This window comes from Nocardia sp. NPDC056064 (assembly GCF_042266925.1).
In the GTDB taxonomy this organism is placed as follows: Bacteria; Actinomycetota; Actinomycetes; order Mycobacteriales; family Mycobacteriaceae; genus Nocardia.
The window spans coordinates 3,210,991-3,227,758 of record NZ_JBHJWO010000001.1; the positions used below are offsets into that span (position 1 = coordinate 3,210,991).

At 70.6% G+C, this 16,768-nt stretch carries 17 protein-coding genes; 3 read left to right on the plus strand and 14 right to left on the minus strand.

From position 1 onward, the window contains the following. Positions 1-12 precede the first annotated feature (12 nt). The 5 genes from ACFC06_RS14685 to ACFC06_RS14705 all read right to left on the minus strand — a co-directional run bounded on the left by ACFC06_RS14685 (position 13) and on the right by ACFC06_RS14705 (position 5,384). Positions 13-1,584, minus strand: coding sequence for a uroporphyrinogen-III synthase (locus ACFC06_RS14685; RefSeq protein WP_375930375.1), 1,572 nt, complete (start codon positions 1,582-1,584; stop codon positions 13-15). Continuing rightward, positions 1,581-2,612: a hydroxymethylbilane synthase gene (gene hemC / locus ACFC06_RS14690; protein ID WP_375930378.1), complete on the minus strand. Its 1,032-nt coding sequence runs from the start codon at positions 2,610-2,612 to the stop codon at positions 1,581-1,583. Before hemC ends, ACFC06_RS14685 begins: the two co-directional genes overlap by 4 nt. Continuing rightward, positions 2,609-4,030, minus strand: a complete 1,422-nt coding sequence (locus ACFC06_RS14695) for a glutamyl-tRNA reductase (RefSeq protein WP_375930381.1) — start codon at positions 4,028-4,030, stop codon at positions 2,609-2,611. The genes hemC and ACFC06_RS14695 overlap by 4 nt, the downstream gene beginning before the upstream one ends. Continuing rightward, complete coding sequence (locus tag ACFC06_RS14700) at positions 4,027-4,896, minus strand: redox-sensing transcriptional repressor Rex (RefSeq protein ID WP_375930384.1); 870 nt, start codon at positions 4,894-4,896, stop codon at positions 4,027-4,029. Before ACFC06_RS14700 ends, ACFC06_RS14695 begins: the two co-directional genes overlap by 4 nt. A 206-nt stretch (positions 4,897-5,102) precedes the next feature. Beyond that, positions 5,103-5,384, minus strand: coding sequence for a glutaredoxin family protein (locus ACFC06_RS14705; RefSeq protein ID WP_375930387.1), 282 nt, complete (start codon positions 5,382-5,384; stop codon positions 5,103-5,105). Positions 5,385-5,472: 88 nt separating this feature from the next. On the opposite strand from ACFC06_RS14705, the gene ACFC06_RS14710 reads away from it, so the two are divergent. Continuing rightward, positions 5,473-6,498 carry an HAD family hydrolase gene (locus ACFC06_RS14710; protein WP_375930390.1) on the plus strand — a complete coding sequence of 342 codons (1,026 nt, stop codon included), beginning with the start codon at positions 5,473-5,475 and terminating at the stop codon, positions 6,496-6,498. Between the two features lie 179 nt (positions 6,499-6,677). Here the strand turns inward: ACFC06_RS14710 and ACFC06_RS14715 are convergent, their stop codons facing one another. From ACFC06_RS14715 to ACFC06_RS14755, 9 genes are all read right to left on the minus strand, one after another. Continuing rightward, positions 6,678-7,694 (minus strand): lysophospholipid acyltransferase family protein, encoded by a 1,017-nt coding sequence (locus ACFC06_RS14715; RefSeq protein WP_375930393.1) that lies wholly within the window; start codon positions 7,692-7,694, stop codon positions 6,678-6,680. Next, positions 7,691-8,767 (minus strand): NAD-dependent epimerase/dehydratase family protein, encoded by a 1,077-nt coding sequence (locus tag ACFC06_RS14720; RefSeq protein WP_375930396.1) that lies wholly within the window; start codon positions 8,765-8,767, stop codon positions 7,691-7,693. The genes ACFC06_RS14715 and ACFC06_RS14720 overlap by 4 nt, the downstream gene beginning before the upstream one ends. A gap of 165 nt (positions 8,768-8,932) precedes the next feature. Further along, complete coding sequence (locus ACFC06_RS14725) at positions 8,933-9,034, minus strand: 30S ribosomal protein bS22 (RefSeq protein ID WP_003402602.1); 102 nt, start codon at positions 9,032-9,034, stop codon at positions 8,933-8,935. 255 nt (positions 9,035-9,289) lie between these two features. Next, on the minus strand, positions 9,290-9,559 hold the full coding sequence (locus ACFC06_RS14730; RefSeq protein WP_375930399.1) for a helix-turn-helix domain-containing protein: 270 nt from the start codon (positions 9,557-9,559) through the stop codon (positions 9,290-9,292). Positions 9,560-9,721: 162 nt separating this feature from the next. After that, positions 9,722-10,540 (minus strand): pyrroline-5-carboxylate reductase, encoded by an 819-nt coding sequence (gene proC / locus ACFC06_RS14735; RefSeq protein WP_375930402.1) that lies wholly within the window; start codon positions 10,538-10,540, stop codon positions 9,722-9,724. Between the two features lie 28 nt (positions 10,541-10,568). Next, positions 10,569-11,435 (minus strand): thioesterase family protein, encoded by an 867-nt coding sequence (locus tag ACFC06_RS14740; RefSeq protein WP_375930405.1) that lies wholly within the window; start codon positions 11,433-11,435, stop codon positions 10,569-10,571. A 79-nt stretch (positions 11,436-11,514) separates the two neighbouring features. Continuing rightward, a complete protein-coding gene (locus tag ACFC06_RS14745; protein WP_375930408.1) occupies positions 11,515-12,393 on the minus strand; it encodes a sugar phosphate isomerase/epimerase family protein in 879 nt (292 codons plus the stop codon). 16 nt (positions 12,394-12,409) lie between these two features. Continuing rightward, positions 12,410-14,395, minus strand: coding sequence for a hypothetical protein (locus ACFC06_RS14750; RefSeq protein WP_375930411.1), 1,986 nt, complete (start codon positions 14,393-14,395; stop codon positions 12,410-12,412). After that, on the minus strand, positions 14,392-15,375 hold the full coding sequence (locus ACFC06_RS14755; protein WP_375930414.1) for a hypothetical protein: 984 nt from the start codon (positions 15,373-15,375) through the stop codon (positions 14,392-14,394). The genes ACFC06_RS14750 and ACFC06_RS14755 overlap by 4 nt, the downstream gene beginning before the upstream one ends. 119 nt (positions 15,376-15,494) lie before the next feature. On the opposite strand from ACFC06_RS14755, the gene ACFC06_RS14760 reads away from it, so the two are divergent. Both ACFC06_RS14760 and ACFC06_RS14765 read left to right on the plus strand, forming a co-directional pair. After that, positions 15,495-16,310, plus strand: coding sequence for a hypothetical protein (locus ACFC06_RS14760; RefSeq protein ID WP_375930417.1), 816 nt, complete (start codon positions 15,495-15,497; stop codon positions 16,308-16,310). Positions 16,311-16,380: 70 nt separating this feature from the next. After that, complete coding sequence (locus ACFC06_RS14765) at positions 16,381-16,710, plus strand: hypothetical protein (protein WP_375930420.1); 330 nt, start codon at positions 16,381-16,383, stop codon at positions 16,708-16,710. Positions 16,711-16,768: the final 58 nt, after the last annotated feature.

A 16,768-nucleotide genomic window follows, 5' to 3' on the forward strand; every position in this document is an offset into this window, starting at 1 on the left:
CTCGTGCGCCGGCTAGCGGCTGCTGCTACGGCGGCTCTTCTTGCGCGGCGGCGGCAGCAGGCCCTCGGCGCGCAGGCGCGAGGCGTGCTCGGCCAGGGCCTCCACCAGGGGGCCCACCTGGGCGGTCTCGGGCTGCACGTCGACCCGCAGGCCGAACTCGATCGCGGTCTCGGCGGTCTTGGGGCCGATGCAGGCCACGATGGTGCGCGCGTGCGGCTTGCCCGCGATACCCACCAGGTTGCGGACCGTGGAGGACGAGGTGAACAGGACCGCGTCGAAACCGCCGGTCTTGATCATCTCGCGGGTCTCCGCGGGCGGCGGCGAGGCACGCACGGTGCGGTAGGCGGTGACGTCGTCGATCTCCCAGCCGCGCTCGCGCAGGCCCTCGGCGAGGGTCTCGGTGGCGATGTCGGCGCGCGGCAGCAGCACCCGGTTGACCGGGTCGAACACGTCGTCGTAGGGCGGGAAGTCGGCCAGCAGGCCCTCGGAGGACTGCTCGCCGCTGGGCACCAGCTCGGGGTTGATGCCGAAGGAGCGCACCTTCTCCGCGGTGGCCTCACCGACACAGGCGATCTTCACCCCGGAGAACGCGCGAGCGTCCAGACCGAACTCGGCGAACTTCTCCCACACCGCGCGCACCGCGTTGGTGGAGGTGAACACCACCCACTGGTAGCGACCGTCGACCAGGCCCTTCACCGCGCGCTCCATCTGCGCGGGGCTGCGCGGCGGCTCGACCGCGATGGTCGGCACCTCCATCGGGATGGCGCCGTGGGTCACCAGGCGCTCGCTCATCTCGCCGGCCTGGTCCTTGGTGCGCGGCACCAGCACGGTCCAGCCGTAGAGCGCCCGCGACTCCCACCACGACATCTTCGAGCGCTTGTCGACCTCCTTGCCGACCGTCACCACCAGCGGGCCGACCAGCTCGGAGGCGGCGTTGTTGAGGGTGGCGAGGGTGGCCTCGATGGTGCGCTGCTGACGGGTGGTGCCGCGCACGGTCACCGCGACCGGCGTCTGCGGGGCCAGCCCGTGCTCCACCAGCGCGCTCGCGGTCTCGGCCAGGTGGCCGGAGGTGGCGTTGAGCACCAGCGGGCCCGGCGCGGCGGCCAGCGCCGCCCAGTCGACCTCGCCGCGCACATCGGCCTCGGTGTGCCCGGAACCCAGCGCGATCCCGGCGTAGCTGGGCACCGCGGAGCCGTTGGGCAGGCCCGGCAGCACCTCGAACACCATGTGCGAGCGGGTCACGGCATTGACCTCGTTGATCACCGAATCGGTGGTCAGCGGGTCACCGGCGACGACACGGACCACGTCGTGGCCGTTGCGGGCCTCGGCGATCAGCGTCTTGGCCACCTCGGCGGGTTCGCCGAGGGCGGGCCGCACGTCGACCGGACGTTCGCCGTCCTCGTTCGCCTCGACGGCGCCGCCGATCAGCGCCAGCACGCCCTTGTCGACATCGGGATCGGTGAACGCCAGCGTCGCCCGCTCGAGCACTTCACGGGCACGCACGGTCAGCAGGGCCGGGTCGCCGGGGCCGGAGCCGACGAAAAGGATCCGCCCTGGTTGCTTCTTGGTGGCTCGGCTGCTCATCGGTTGTTCTCCATCGGGCTGGAATTGGTGAAGTCTGTGGCCGGGGCCGGCTCGTCCACGCTCAGCAGAGCGCGGGCGCCGAGATCCAGCAGTTCGCGCGCGAGCGTGCGGCCGAGCTCCGCCGCGTCCTGCGGCGCGCCGACGATCGAGGCGCGCAGCACATCGGAGCCGTCGATCGCCGCGGCACAGGCCCGCAGCGAGAGCTCCTCGAAGATGCGTCCGTCCTCGTCGATCGACTCGACCACCTCGGCGATGGCACCGATCGGGGCGGTGCAGCCCGCCTCGAGCTCACCGAGCAACGCGCGCTCGGCGAGCACCGCGGCTCTGGTCGGTTCGTCGTCGAGTTCGGCCAGGATGGCGATCAGGTCCGGGTCGTCGCTGCGGCATTCCACCGCCAGGGCACCCTGCGAGGGGGCGGGCAGCATCTGCACCGGCTCGAGCGATTCGGTGATGGCGTCGGTGCGCCCGATCCGCGACAGGCCGGCGCGGGCGATCACGATGGCGTCGAGTTCGCCCTCGCTCACCTTGCGCAGGCGCGAGTCGATGTTGCCGCGCAGCGGGACGATCTCGAGGCCGAGTCCCAGTGCGCGCAACTGCGCGGCCCGGCGCGGCGCCGAGGTGCCGACCACCGCGCCCGCGGGCAGTTCGCCCAGGACCAGTCCGTCGCGGGCGACCAGCGCGTCGCGCGGGTCCTCACGGGGCGGGATGGCGGCGATGGTGAAGCGCGGGTCCTGCGCGGTGGGCAGATCCTTGTAGGAGTGCACCGCCACGTCGATGGTGCCCGCGGCCAGTTCGTCGCGCAGCGCGGAGGTGAACACGCCGACGCCGATCTTCTGCACGGGATCCGACGACAGGTCGCCGGGGGTCTTGATGACGACCAGCTCGGCGGGCTGGCCCGCCGCGATCAGCGCGTCGCGAACGGTGCCCGCCTGTGTCAGGGCGAGCAAACTGCCGCGCGTGCCGATCCGCCACGGCGCGCGAAGGCTGCCTGCGGTCACGGTGTCCTCTTCCTGCACTGTCGTGGTCATGCCGTTTCCTCCTGCGACTCGGTCATGCGGGCCTGCCCATCGCCGAGGTGCCCTGCGGTGAAGTCGTCGGCCAGCGCGGACTCGGCGGCCGCGACCTCCATCGGCGCGGCAACCGCTTGCACCGCACCGGGTTTGAGTTCGAACAGCTCACGCAGCGCTTCGGCGTAGCTGTCACCGCCCGGGGTGGACGCCAGCTGCTTGACCCGCACCGTCGGCGCGTGCAGCAGCTTGTCGACGACGCGGCGCACGGTGCGCGCCACCTCGTCGCGGGCCGGGTCGGCCAGGTCGGGCAGGCGCGAGTCGAGGCGGAGCAGTTCGGCCTCCACCACGTCGGCGGCGCGCTGGCGCAGCGCGGCCACCGTGGGGGTGACCTCCGCCATGCGTTGCCCGGCAAGGTATTTGGTGAGTTCGTCGGCGACGATGAGGCGCGCGGCGGCGGTGTCGTCGGCCGCGGCGCCCGCGGCCGGATCGCGCTGCAGCGATTCGATGTCGATGACGGCGACGCCGGGCAGTCCGGCCACGGCGTGTTCCACGTCGCGCGGCAGGCCGAGGTCGCAGAAGACCAGGGGCCGCTCGGCGGCGTCGGTACGGGTGCGGCCTGCGAGCGCGCGGTGGGTGTCGGCCAGGGTGACCACGGAGCCCACCGCGCCGGTACAGGTGATCACCACGTCGGCACCGGCCATGGCCTCGGTGAGCCGCGACATCTCGATCGCCTCGGCGTCGACGCCGTGCATGGTGCGCCCGGTCTCGGCCAGCCGCTGCGCGCGCTCGACGGTCCGGTTGACCACCATGATCCGCCCGATCCCGGCCCGCGACAGATGCGCGACCGCCAGGCCGCCCATCGCCCCGGCCCCGAGGACCACCGCGGTCCGGCCACCGAGTTCGCCGACGATGCCGCGCGCCCGGTCCAGCGCCACCGACACCACCGAGGCGCCCGCCCGGTCGATCCCGGTCTCCGAGTGCACCCGCTTGCCGACCCGCAGGCCGTGCTGGGCCAGCTCGTGCAGGGTGCGCCCGACCGCCTGCTGGCCGTCGGCGCTGGCATAGGCGCTGCGGATCTGGCTGAGCACCTGCTGCTCGCCGACCACCATCGAGTCCAGGCCGCTGGCCACCGCGAACAGATGCTCGGCGGCGGCCTCGCTGTAGCGCACGTAGGCGTGCTTGGTGAGATCGCCCAGCGGCAGCCCGGAGTGGCGGGTGAGCAGGTCGCTGACCTCGCCGAGGCCACCGTGGAAGGCATCGACCACCGCGTAGACCTCGACGCGGTTGCAGGTGGAGACGATCATCGCCTCGGAGACGTGGCTGGAGGCCAGCAGCCGGTCGACCAGCTTCGGCCGGTCGGCCTCGCTGATGGCAACCTTCTCGAGCACGGAGACGGGCGCACTCCGGTGCGAAATCCCGACCAGTAGAACGCTCATGGGGTGATCACCGATCCCTTGGTGCTTGGCTCCGTTGCCGAGTGGGGCGTGGTCGCGTGCGACGCGGTGCGTCGCTGCGGCCGGGCGCGCGCCGGTTCGACCGGCGCGGGGTGCGTGAGGGCGGGATGGTTCTGCGACGGCACCCGGCGCGCGACCCGGGCCGACCCGGCGCCTGCGGCCTCGGGCAGCGCGGGCGCGTCGTTGCGCGCGGCGTCGAACGAGAGCATCTGCAGTTCCATCGCCAGGTCGACGCGGCGGACCTCCACGTGGGCGGGCGCGCGCAGTTCGCACGGGGCGAAGCTCAGGATCGAGGGCAGCCCGGCCGCGACGAGGTGATCGCACACGTCCTGGGCGGCTTCGTCGGGGACCGCGACCACCGCGATGGTCGGGGCAAGGGCCGGGATCTGGTCGGTGAGCCGGGCGACATCGCGCACGACGAGGCCGGCGTACGACTGGCCGATCACCGCCGGGTCGTTGTCGAAGATCCCGACCACGGTGAAGCCTCGTACCCCGAAACCGCCGTAACCGACCAGTGCGCGGCCGAGATTGCCCGCACCGATCAGCACCACCCGATGTCCCTGCGACAGACCGAGCACATCCTCGATCCTCGTGCGCAATTTGGCTACGTCATAGCCGACACCCCGCACACCGTTGGGTCCGAGGAAGGAAAGATCTTTACGCAGCTTCGCCGAATTGACACCCGCCGCGACAGCGAGTTCCTCACTCGATACGATGGCTACACCCTCGTCGGCCAACCCGGCGAGAACCCGGAGATAGGTAGCGAGACGAGTCACCGTGGCCTGCGGAATGTCCCGCTGAAGAGCCTTGCCGGAGACGCCACCGGGCGTCTCGTGCTGCTCTGTCACGTCGTCGGCTCCTCGTGCCGGGCCTGATCGCGGTCCGGTTCCTGTCGTTCGTTCACCGGGGTGGGTCGCCGCGCGGTGAGGCGGCGGCCGGTCCATGGGGGGCTGTCACAAACCCGGCCACCGCCGCTGCGTGAAGCGGCGGTGCGGATTGCGTGCCACCACCGTAACCGCTTGTGCAGGCGTTCACAAAGTCGGTGAAATTGGCCTCATTTTCCGCCGCGACCAGCGAAACGGCTCAGGTCTGCCCGCAAACGCGGCTCGTCGACGTCGAAATAGCTGTGTTCACGGCCGTCCAACAGGACCACCGGCAGCCGATCGCCGTACTCCGCGCGCAGTGCGGGGTCGCTGACCGCGGCTTCGTCCACATCGACGGTGTGCACCGGGAGACCGAAATCACCACAGATCGTCTCCAATTGCGCCAGTGCGATGGTGCACATACCGCAACCGGCGCGGGTCAACAGGGTCACGGTGGGTGTGGGATTCGTCATGACCCTTATTTAATCCCCGAGCCCGGCGCGGGTTGTCGGTGAATCCGGTTACTGTGGACATGGTTCGCGCGACTAGCGGAGGGTACTGGTGCCGGAACGTTCGAAGGTGACTAGGGCCGGATTCGTCGCAGGGCGATTCGGGGAGTTCCCTGCACGGTGGCAGCCCAGCCGCCTCGGTCAGGAGCTACAGGAGCAGTTCGCACGGCTGCCACGCAGCCCGTTCGGGCCGAGCGAGGAGGAGCTGCGCGCCAATCTGGCCGGTGAGGCCAGTGCCGACGCCGCGCTCACCCTGCACGACGCCGAACTGGCCGAGCAGGGCGAGGACGCGGGCCCCGAGGTCCCGCGCGACCTCACCGCCGCCGCGTTCTTCGACGTCGACAACACCCTCGTACAGGGTGCCTCGATCGTGCACTTCGCCCGTGGGCTGGCCGCGCGCAAGTATTTCAAGACCTCCGACCTGGTCGACGTCGCCTGGAAGCAGGTGAAGTTCCGGGTCACCGGCAAGGAGAACTCCTCCGACATGGCTTCGGGCCGGGAGAAGGCGCTCAGCTTCATCGCGGGCAGGCCCACCGCCGAGCTCGCCGCGCTGGGCGAGGAGATCTACGACGAGATCATCGCCGACAAGATCTGGCCGGGCACCCGCGCGCTGGCCCAGATGCACCTCGACGCGGGCCAGCAGGTGTGGCTGGTCACCGCGACGCCCGTAGAACTGGCCAATGTGATCGCCAAGCGCCTCGGCCTGACCGGCGCGCTGGGCACCGTCGCCGAGAGTGTCGACGGGAAGTTCACCGGCCGCCTGGTCGGTGACATCCTGCACGGCCTCGGCAAGGCCCACGCCGTGCGCACCCTGGCCATCCGCGAGGGCCTCAACCTCAAGCGCTGCACCGCCTACTCCGACAGCCACAACGACGTCCCGATGCTCTCGCTGGTCGGCACCGCCGTCGCCATCAACCCCGATTCCGACCTGCGCGAGGTCGCCAAGAACCGGGGCTGGGAGATCCGCGACTTCCGCACGGGCCGCAAGGCCGCCAAGATCGGCGTCCCGACCGCCCTCGCACTCGGCGCCGCCGGTGGCGCCGTGGCGGCGGCAGTGGCTCGTCACCGGGATCACTGATTAGTTGGAGCGCTGGCGCGCTCGAGGTCGCGGCCCCTGGAGGGTCGCCGGTCAGGCACCGTTGCTTGCTCCTTCGTCGCGTACGCAACGGCGCCTGACCGGCGACCCGGCCGCGACCGGCCACTGCGTGGCCGCCGCTCCTCGAGGTCGCGGGTGCGGGGCTGGGGATGCCGCTGTCTTCAGCCCAGGACCGGATTCCGACGCTTGGCCAGGAGTTTGTAGAGGGTTTGCTGAATCGTTTCGCGGACCTGGTCGGTGACCTCGAACATCGTCATCGGATCGTCGGCTTCCTCGGGTGCGTACGACGAGGTGTCGATCGGTTCGCCGAACTCGATGTACCACTTCGACGGCAGCGGAATTGCGCCGAGCGGACCCAAATGCGGGAACAGCGGGGTCACCGGGAAATAGGGCAATCCGAGCAAACGGGCCAGCGGCTTGATATCGGCCAGTTTCGGATAAATCTCCTCCGAACCGACGATCGAGACCGGAATGATCGGCACCCCGGTGCGCACCGCCGCGGAAACGAACCCACCACGACCGAATCGCTGCAACTTGTACCGATCGGCGTAATTCTTTCCGACGCCCTTGAAACCCTCCGGGAAAACACCGGCGATGTGTCCGGAGCGCAGCAGCCGCTCGGCGTCGGGGTGGCAGGCCAGGGTGTGCCCGGCCTTGCGGGCCAGCGCGCCCAGCATCGGCAGTTCGAAGATGAGGTCGGCGGCCAGCAGGCGCAGCGCGCGCTGCTCGGGATGCTTGTCGTGCACGGCCAGCTGCAGCATGAGCCCGTCGATCGGCACCGTGCCCGCGTGGTTGGCGACCAGCAGCGCTCCCCCGGTGGCGGGGATGTTCTCGATGCCCGCGGTCTCGACCCGGAACCAGTAGTCCGACAGCGGGCGCAGCGCGGGCAGGATGACCGATTCGAGCAGGTGGCGGTCGTAGCCGAACTCGTCGATCTGGTAGTCGCCGGTGAGGCGGCGGCGCGCGAATTCGGCGGTCTTCTCGATCTGCTCGCCGAGGGCCTCGCGCACGACCTCCGACAGCGTCTTCGGGGGCCGCGGCGGCATCCCCGGCCTGCGTTCACTCAGCGAAGTGACCGGCATCGCCTGCATCGGCTGATCCGGCCAGCGCCGGGCCGCAGGGCGTTGCCTGGTCTCGACATTCACGTCGAGACGGATGACTTTCGCTCCCTCGTTCATGTATGCGCTCCTGAACCGGCCCCGATGAGGCCGAGCAGTTTGTGTTCCGCGGCGTCGATCCATGCCGGATCGAAGACGGGCCGCAACGCTGCGCCCGCGATGAAGTCGTCGAATGCCTGGACCGTGGTCCAGCGGGGCGTGAAACCGAGTTCGGTTCGCATGCGGGTGGTGTCGAGCCCGCAACCGAAGTGGAAGTAGTCGGGTTGTTCACCGCTGAAGCCGCGCATGATCGGGCCCATCAGCGTGCGCCCGACCGTGCGGAAGGCGAACAGTGGCACCGGGACGGTGATCCGCCCGGCCCGCCGGATCGCCTGTGACATGGCCAGCGCGCCGTCACCGGCGACATTGACCGTGCCACCGCCTGCCCGCTGCGCCGCGTGCACCAGCACCGCGACCGCGTCTTCCTCGTGCAGCAATTGCAGCCTGGCCTCGCGGCCCAGCACGGTCGGCGTGATCGGCGACCGCAGGTATTGCACGCCGTGATCGGCCAGCCGGGGCCCGACGATCGGCGCGAAGCGCAGGATGGCGGCGGAGATGTCGGGCCTGCGCCGCGCCATCGCGCGCACCAGGGCCTCGATATCGATCATGTCGCGGGCGAACCATCCCGCGGGCGGGGTGCGCGCGCCCATCTCCTCGGTGAACTTGGCCGGGTCCTTGGCGCTGCACCCGTAGACCGCCGAGGACGACCGGACCACGACACGCCGCACCGACGGCGCCTTCTGGCACACGGCGAGCAATTGCATCGCCCCGAGGACGTTGAGGTCCTTCATCACCGCGCGCCCACCGCCTGCGGGCGGGCGGGTGAGGACCGAGGCGTGCACGACGGTGTCGACGTCGTTACCCTCGACGACTTTGCGGATCAGCGGATTGCGGATGTCGGCGCGCACGAATTCGGCGCTGCCCATCCGCCTGCGCAACTCACGGCTGGGGGTCATGGTGTCGACGGCGATCACCCGCTCGACGCCGGGTGTGGCAGCGAGCCTGGCCGCGACATTGCCACCGAAGAAACGACTGGCTCCGGTGACCAGGACGACTTTCGGATCTGACCCCACGCAAAGCCCCCTGCTTCTCATGTTTTCCCGCGTACCAGAGTAGCCGCATTCGCGCCACCCGCCGCCACGATCAACAAGCTTTTAACGATGACGATGGTCACCGCACAGTGAGATTTACAAACCCGACCATTTCACAGCGAGAGCCCGCCACCTCGAGGGTGACGGGCTCGTCGCAGGCATGCGGGCTTACTTGCCGAGTTTGCGCCGCTGCACACGCGTGCGGCGAAGCAGCTTGCGGTGCTTCTTCTTCGACATACGCTTGCGGCGCTTCTTGATCACAGAACCCATAGGGTTTCCTCGCGTTCTCTCTACTCGGCATACACACGCGGTGTCGCGTGCGTCTTCAGGTGTCCGCGCCGCCGGGGTGCACCGGACACCACGAAGCGGTGCCACCGGCAGGCGGACACGAACCGAGTGCCCATGCTACAGCTCGGTCTGCGGGCTGGCGCCCGCGGGTTCTCGACCTGTTCCCTCGATCTTCCCTCCCTGCGGGTACTCCTTCGTCGCACCCTCCGGTCAGTCCAGATCGAGGCGTTCGAGAACCTATCCGGCGTCGAAGTAGGACGTCTCCAGGTAGTCGTGCACCGCCTTGGCGTGCACCCGGAAGGACCGGCCGACGCGCACCGCGGGCAGTTCACCCGAGTGCACGAGCCGATACACCGTCATCTTCGAGACCCGCATGAGATCGGCGACTTCGGCGACGGTGAGAAACTGCGTGCCACCGCCGATCACCGGTTGTCCCTGCGGAGCTCCGGCCCGGGGAGCGGGCGAACCCGATCCGCCACCCGACGCCGGTGAATTATTCGCTGACATTCTGTTCGCAGCCATCATGGCATCACTGACCTCCGGCACGTCCGCGCCGCCGGCTTCCCCACCGGCGGAACAGACACGCACGTGCTTCTACGAGCTTAGCGGGACCAGTGGGATTACTGCGACGGGTGTGAGAAATCGGTTTTCATCCCGGGTACCCGGCGGTCATTCGTTCGACGTGCCGTGTTCGGCGGATCGTTGCCTGGCGGCGTGCAATGCCTCGCTGAAGGTCGAACGCAGCGCGCCGCGCTCGAGTTCGCGCAGGGCCGCGGCGGTGGTGCCGCCGGGCGAGGTGACCGCGACCCGCAGGTCCACCGCGCTCTGGCCGGTCTCGTCGAGCAGCGCCGCCGAGCCGATCATCGTCTGGACGACCAGCTCGCTCGCGACATCGCGGGTCAGCCCGAGGCTCACCCCGGCGTCGATCATGGCCTCCACGACCAGGAAGAAATACGCGGGCCCGGAGCCGGAGACCGCGGTGACCGCGTCCATCTGCGATTCGGGCACCGTGACCACCTTGCCGACGGCCTCGAGCATCTCGCCGACCTGCTCGAGCTGCTCGGGCTTGGCGTAGCGGCCGGGCGAGAGCACGCTCATCCCCTGCCCCACCAGCATCGGCGTGTTGGACATCACCCGCACCACGGGGTAGCCGGCGGGCAGCTTGGCCTCCAGGTGCGCGGTGGTGACACCGGCGGCCAGCGAGACCAGCACCTGCTCGGCACCGGTGTCCAGATCGGCCTTGGACAGGTCGGTGAGTACCGAGTCGACCACGCCCGGCTTGACCGCGACCACGACGATGTCGGCGCCGACGACCGCGTCGGCGACCGAGGTGCTCACCCGGATCTTGAACCGCTCGGCGAGCTGGGCACCGCGCGCGGCCGAGGGCTCGACGACCACCAGATCCTTGGTCGCCCGGCCGGATTCCAGCAATCCGGCGATCAACGCCTCACCGATCCGACCGCCACCGACCACCGCAATTCTCGTCATGCGGTCCAGATTAGTGGTCCGGGGTGGGTCAGCGCGCCGCCGGGATGAGCGCCAGCTGGCGGCTCTGCGCGACGACCGCGCCGGTCGAGTCGATGACCAGCTGGTCCTCGTCGAACATGCGCTCACCGACCTCACGGGCGGTCGCGATGACGCGCAGCCAGCCCGGTGCGGGGATGCGGCGCAGGTAGGTGGTCATCTGCACGGTCGGCGACCAGCCGAAGTGGCCCAGGTTCATCGGCACCGGCGGGCTCATGTCGGCGGCCATCATGGCGAAGGCGGCGCGCACCCGCGGGTCGGACTCGTCGCCGTCGAAGGGGCGCATCCACAGCCGCAGCCGCGGCGCGCCGGTCTCCCCGCGCAGGAACTCCGCCTGACTCGGGTCGATGAGCACCTGCGCGCCCTCGCTGACGTGCACGATCTTGCCCATCGGCGAATCCGGGGTGTAGCGGTGGGCCGCCTCGCTCGGTTCGGCGGGCATGTCGGAGTCGGGGCCGCTCCAGCGGGTGGCCTCGGCGTCGAGGTGGCCGAAGGTGAACGCGGTGCGCACCAAGGTGCGGCCGTTCTGGATCAGCTCGGCGTCGGCCAGGCAGATCTGGCGGCCCTTCTTGCGGATGTGCACCGCGTACTCGACCTCGCCCGGGTCCGGGGCGCCGAGGAAATCGGAGCTGGCCGCGATCGGCGCCATCTGCGCGAAGGACTCGTCGGCCTCGGTGAGCCACCGGGTGGCCGCCGCGGCGCTGGCGGCGACCATGGTGCCGCCGTGCACCTTGGGGCCGATGGTCCAGGTGGGCGCGATGACGCCGGCGTAGCGGCCGGTCTCGGCATCGGTCGTGGGGAGCTCGGTCAGGTCGACGACCTGACTGAACGGCGCGTCGGTCGCGAGTTCTCGCGTCATCGTCACTCCTGGTCGAGGTTCAATTCGTACAGCGTACAAGCAGGGGTGCGCGCGTGGTATTCCCGCCCGGGCGAACCGGTCACGGAAGGTCGGCGTGGTGGGGGTCCGGGGTCGCGCCGGTCAGGTGCAGGCGGGCGAACTCGAGGGTGCGCGCGAGCAGCGCCGAACGCTGGGCGGTGGTGCGCGCGGTCTGGGTGTTGATCTCGGCCACCGCGTGCCCGGTGAAACCGGTGTGCACCAGATGCTCGCAGAGCTGCGCGCACGGCTGGGTGCCCTCGCCGGGCACCAGGTGCTCGTCGTTGGCGGCGCCGCGCCCGTCGGCCAGGTGCAGGTGCACCAGGCCCGAGCCCATCCGCGCGGCCAGCTCGAGCGCGTCGGCGCCCGCGGTCGCGGTGTGCGAGAGGTCGAGGGTGTAGTGGTCGAAGCCGATGTCGGTGGGGTCGTAGGACGGGCTGAACGCGCTCACCGCCGGACCCGGACCGGCACGGCGTTCGAGCCTGCGCACCGAGCCCTCGCGGAACAGCGTGTCGGCGCGCATCGGGAACATGTTCTCCACCGCCACCTTCACCGGGTGGTGCGCTTCCAGTTCACCCACCTGCTCGGCGAAGCCCCTGGCGTAGCGGCGCTGCCAGCGGAACGGCGGATGCACCACCACGGTGTCGGCGCCCAGCGCCTCCGCGGTGCGCACGCTGCGCTCCAGCTTGGCGACCGGATCGGCACCCCAGACCCGTTGGGAGATCAGCAGACACGGCGCGTGCACCGCCAGCACAGGCACCCCGTAGCGCTTGGCGTAGGACTGCACGGTCGCGATGTCCTGGCTCGCCGGTTCGGCCCAGACCATCAATTCCACACCGTCGTAACCCAATTCGGCGGCATAACGGAACGCCGCCTGGGTGTTCTCCGGATACACCGACGCCGTCGAGAGGCCGATCCCGATCTCAGCCCGCGCGTTCCCCACAGCCCACTCCCTGCATTCAGCTGGTACTGAGGAGAAAGGCTAGCGGTCCCAGCGTCACGAAGACGCCTACGACGACGGCGATCACAGTGCTGAAGATGTCGTCGGTGCGGCGCAGCACCCGCACCAGCGCGACCAGACCCAGGATCACGACCATCGCGAGGGCCAGCGCCACCCACGGCAGCGTCTCCCACATCGTCTCGAAACCCTTGAACAGCAACATTCCGGCGACCGCGGCACCCGCGCTCTGCGCGCCCAGGATCATCCACTGGCGGCGGTGCGCGTCCTCGCCCGACGCGCGCTCGGACCGCGCGGCCCGGCTGCCCGCCCGCCCGGTCGAGGCACTGCTCGCCCGCGCGGTCACCTTGCTCGCGCGCGACCTGGCCTGCTGGGCGCGCGACTTGGCGCGACCGGCGATCTTCGACGCGACGGCCTTGGTCGCGGCGCGCTTACCGCCGCGACGGGGCGCCGGCTCGTCGTCCTCGTCGTCGTAGTAGTCGTCTTCGTCGTACTCGCCGTCGGCATAGTCGGAGTAGTCGTTGTCGGCGTAATCGCGCTCGGCGTAATCGCTTTCGGCGTAGTCGTCGGTGTCCGGGTCGGCGCCGCCCAGGGCGTAGACCTCGGTGTGCGCGTCGGCGTCGGGGCCGTGTTCGGCGCGCTGACGCAGCAGGTCACCGGCCACCGACTGACCCGCGATCAGCGGCTGCTCCTGGCTGACCGGCGACCACGCGGCCGTCGGGAAGCCACCGCTCTCGGGCGCGTCGGCGGGCTGCTGCGAGCGATGCCTGCGCGCCGACCACGAGGGCAGCTTCGACTTCTCCGTCGACGGCGCGGGACGCCTGCGGTCGAGAGAGGGGCGCTGGTCGAGATCGGGACGCGGGGCGTCCGAGGCGGGCGCGCGATTGGCCTCGGCACCCGGCCGCGCCGCGAAATCGGGACGCGACGGGTCCGACGCGGGCGCGCGATTCAACGCCTGGGTGGCATCCGGGCGCGACGGGTCCGACGCGGGCGCGCGGTTGAGCGCCTGCGCGTCCGGGCGCGGGGCGAAGTCGGGGCGGGACGCGTCGGCGGAGCGGTTGAGCGCCTGGGTGACGTCGGGGCGCGGCGCGAAATCCGGGCGCGACGGGTCCGAGGCGGGCGCGCGGTTGAGCGCCTGCGCGTCCGGACGCGGGGCGAAGTCGGGCAGACCGGCGAAACCGGGGCCCGGTGTGCCGAACGGCTGCGCCGGAGCGTCGGCGCCGGGGGCGTAGGGGGCCTCGAAGCCGGTCGGGCCGTAGGAGGGCGTCTGCGGTGCCCACGCGGGCGAGGGCGGGGTCGTCGGCGCGGGGGCGGGCGCGGGTGGCGCAGCGGCCTCCTCGGCGGCCTCGGCGGCCCGTCGGCGCGCGGCCCTGCCGCCGGTGGCCGGTGGCGGCTGCGGCGGTTCGGGGAAGGCGGGCGGGGCCTCGGCCTCCGGTTCGGGCCTGCGGCGGCGTCCACCGCCGACCGCGGGGATCGCGCCGGAGCCGAACATCTCGGCGATATCGGGGTCGACCTGCGCCCCGCTCGACGGCGCGCCGAGCCGGAACCCACGCCCGTTCGCCGGGGCACCGAGATCGCGGGCCTCGGCGCGGAACGGGCCGAACGGATCGGCGGCCGGGCGGGGACCCGCCAGCCCGAGCGGATCACTGGGATCGACGCGCGAGATCGGGCCCGACATCGGGGAGAACGCGGGCTCGGCGGGGCCCGGCGGTGGATAGGGGGCGGGCTGATAGCTCGCGGGCGGGGCGGGTTCTGGCGCGTAGGCCGCCGGCTCCGGAGCGGGCGGTTCCGGCTCCGCGGGCGCCGCGTGCGAGCTGGGACCGGAGCGGACGGTGGCGTTCTCGCCGGTCAGGTCGGTGACCGAGAGGCCACGGCCGCTGCGCCTGCGCCGTCCGCCGCCCCCGCTGGACGGGGCCGACGCGCCCTGCGCGGCATTGCGCGCGAGTAGCTCGGCGACCGATAGCTGTTTGGAATCGTCGTTGCTCATGCGGGCTCCGCTCTCGTCACCGACGCCAGGGGCGGCACGAGGGCCGGGCCTCCGTTCGGCTCGGCGTCGAGCTTGCGCAGGATGAGCCCCTCACGCAGCGCCCAAGGGCAGATCTCGATGCTGTCGAGCGACAACGCCCGCATACTCGCCTCCGCGACCAGTGCGCCGGCCACCAACTGCTGGGACCGGTCCGAACTCACACCCTCCAGTTCCGCGCGGTCCGAGGCGGTCATCCGGGAGATGAACGCGATCAGCTGGCGCAGTCCGGAGCTGGTCAGTGTACGGCGCACCCGCGGACCGGCTGCCGAGGGTGCGGCACCGGTCAGCCGGGCCAGCGAACGGAAGGTCTTCGAGGTGCCCACCGCGAGGTCCGGTTTGCCCGCCGCGGCGATGGCCTTGGTCGGCACCACCAGTTCGGCGTCGAGCCAGTCGCGCAGCACCGCGATCTTGCGCTTGCCCGGCGGATCGTCACGCAGCCACTCCCGGGTGAGCCTGCCCGCGCCCAGCTGCAGCGACAGCGCCACATCGGGTTCCTCGTCGCCACCGTTGGACATCTCCAGCGAGCCGCCGCCGATATCGAGATTGATGATGCGCCCCGCGCTCCAGCCGAACCAGCGGCGCACGGCCAGGAAGGTCAACCGGGCCTCGTCCTCGCCGGAGAGCACCTCCAGATCCACCCCGGTGCTCGCGCGGACCCGCGCCAGGACCTCGTCGGAATTGGTGGCCTCGCGCAGCGCGGAGGTGGCGAAGGGCATCAGCTCGACACAGCGCGAGGTGCGCGCCAGATCGGCGAACTCGGTGATGGTGGCGATCAGCCTGGCCTCGCCCTCGGTGGTGATACGGCCCTCGCCGTCCATGTTCTCCGAGAGCCGCAACGCCGACTTCGACGAGCTCATGGGCATCGGGTGTCCACCACGATGCGCGTCCACCACGAGCAGGTGAACGGTATTGCTTCCGACATCGAGAACACCAAGCCGCACACGAATACGGTACTTGGTGATCCGGTACTACAGGCCAGGCGACTGAACTGTTAGCGTCACCGGTTGTGACCGATGGCGCAGCCGGCAACCGCGGGACCGGGCTCCGACCTGGGCGGAAGATGGATCCGAGCCCGGAGGTCGAACTCGACTTCCCCCGCGAATGGATCGAGTTCACCGACCCAGCAAACGACGAGCACCAGATCGTCGCCGACCTGACCTGGCTGCTGTCGCGCTGGTCCTGCGTGTTCGGCACACCGGCCTGTCAGGGCATCATCGCCGATCGTCCCGACGACGGCTGCTGCTCACACGGCGCCTTCCTGTCCGACAAGGACGACCGCAAGCGCCTGGCAGGCGCTGTGAAGATGCTCACACCCGACGACTGGCAGCTGATGGGCGAGGCCACCGAGAAGGGCAAAGTCGTCAAGAAGGGTTACCTCGAACTCGACGAACTCGAGGACGAACCGGCCCTGCGCACCCGCCGCTACGACGGCGCCTGCATCTTCCTCAACCGCCCCGGCTTCGCCGCCGGCGCGGGCTGCGCGCTGCACATCATGGCCGTACGCAAGGGCATCGAACCGCTCGAGGTGAAGCCGGACGTGTGCTGGCAGCTGCCCATCCGCCGCACCCAGGACTGGGTCGAACGCCCCGACGGCGAACAGATCCTGCGCACCGTGGTCACCGAATACGACCGCCGCGGCTGGGGACCCGGCGGCCTCGACCTGGACTGGTACTGCACCGGCTCCCCCGACGCGCACGTCGGCACCCGCCCGGTCTGGCAGTCCTACGGCCCCGAACTGCGCGAACTGCTCGGCGCGCCCGCCTACGACGAACTGGCCCGGCTGTGCCGCCGCCGCGAGGGATTGGGCCTGATCGCGGTGCATCCGGCCACCGTCGAAGCCGAACGGTCCGGCGGGCTTTCCGATCAGCGTGCGTGAAATCCCGGAGCTCCTGCGGTTCATTCGACGGTAGTGCGGACGTCACCGAATTAGGGTTGGATAACTCGTCATGTCCACAAAAGCACTCACCCTGGCGACCCTGCTCGTCGGCGCCGGCCTGTCCATGACCGGGATCGCCGCGGCCGAACCGAACGGCGACCCGGCCGCCTACGCCGACTTCACCAGCAGCTTCGTCAACTACCTCGACCCGGCGGCCGTCAACGCGGCAGCCGACGGCAAGTACATCATCGTGAGCACGCAGGGCACCTCGACCACCATCGCGTGCCGCGGCAACGGCGCCGACGTGCCGATCTACGACTGCATGCAGGAAGACGCCTTCGGCTGGCTGCCGCTGCGCAAGATCGACACCCCGATCGGCGAAGCCTGGAGCGCGCTCTAGTTTTGGCGGCTGGCGCCGCGGGGTTGGTTCCGTTCTACGAAAGAACCCGGTCTCACCG

Excerpts from the sequence above, each read along its gene's own strand:
- ACFC06_RS14730 (WP_375930399.1), bottom strand. The coding sequence starts at position 9,559 with ATGTCAGCGAATAATTCACCGGCGTCGGGTGGCGGATCGGGTTCGCCC.
- ACFC06_RS14695 (WP_375930381.1), bottom strand. The coding sequence starts at position 4,030 with ATGAGCGTTCTACTGGTCGGGATTTCGCACCGGAGTGCGCCCGTCTCC.
- ACFC06_RS14715 (WP_375930393.1), bottom strand. The coding sequence starts at position 7,694 with ATGAACGAGGGAGCGAAAGTCATCCGTCTCGACGTGAATGTCGAGACC.
- proC (WP_375930402.1), bottom strand. The coding sequence starts at position 10,540 with ATGACGAGAATTGCGGTGGTCGGTGGCGGTCGGATCGGTGAGGCGTTG.
- ACFC06_RS14685 (WP_375930375.1), bottom strand. The coding sequence starts at position 1,584 with ATGAGCAGCCGAGCCACCAAGAAGCAACCAGGGCGGATCCTTTTCGTC.
- ACFC06_RS14720 (WP_375930396.1), bottom strand. The coding sequence starts at position 8,767 with ATGAGAAGCAGGGGGCTTTGCGTGGGGTCAGATCCGAAAGTCGTCCTG.
- ACFC06_RS14740 (WP_375930405.1), bottom strand. The coding sequence starts at position 11,435 with ATGACGCGAGAACTCGCGACCGACGCGCCGTTCAGTCAGGTCGTCGAC.
- ACFC06_RS14760 (WP_375930417.1), top strand. The coding sequence starts at position 15,495 with ATGGATCCGAGCCCGGAGGTCGAACTCGACTTCCCCCGCGAATGGATC.
- ACFC06_RS14705 (WP_375930387.1), bottom strand. The coding sequence starts at position 5,384 with ATGACGAATCCCACACCCACCGTGACCCTGTTGACCCGCGCCGGTTGC.
- ACFC06_RS14725 (WP_003402602.1), bottom strand. The coding sequence starts at position 9,034 with ATGGGTTCTGTGATCAAGAAGCGCCGCAAGCGTATGTCGAAGAAGAAG.
- ACFC06_RS14765 (WP_375930420.1), top strand. The coding sequence starts at position 16,381 with ATGTCCACAAAAGCACTCACCCTGGCGACCCTGCTCGTCGGCGCCGGC.
- hemC (WP_375930378.1), bottom strand. The coding sequence starts at position 2,612 with ATGACCACGACAGTGCAGGAAGAGGACACCGTGACCGCAGGCAGCCTT.
- ACFC06_RS14750 (WP_375930411.1), bottom strand. The coding sequence starts at position 14,395 with ATGAGCAACGACGATTCCAAACAGCTATCGGTCGCCGAGCTACTCGCG.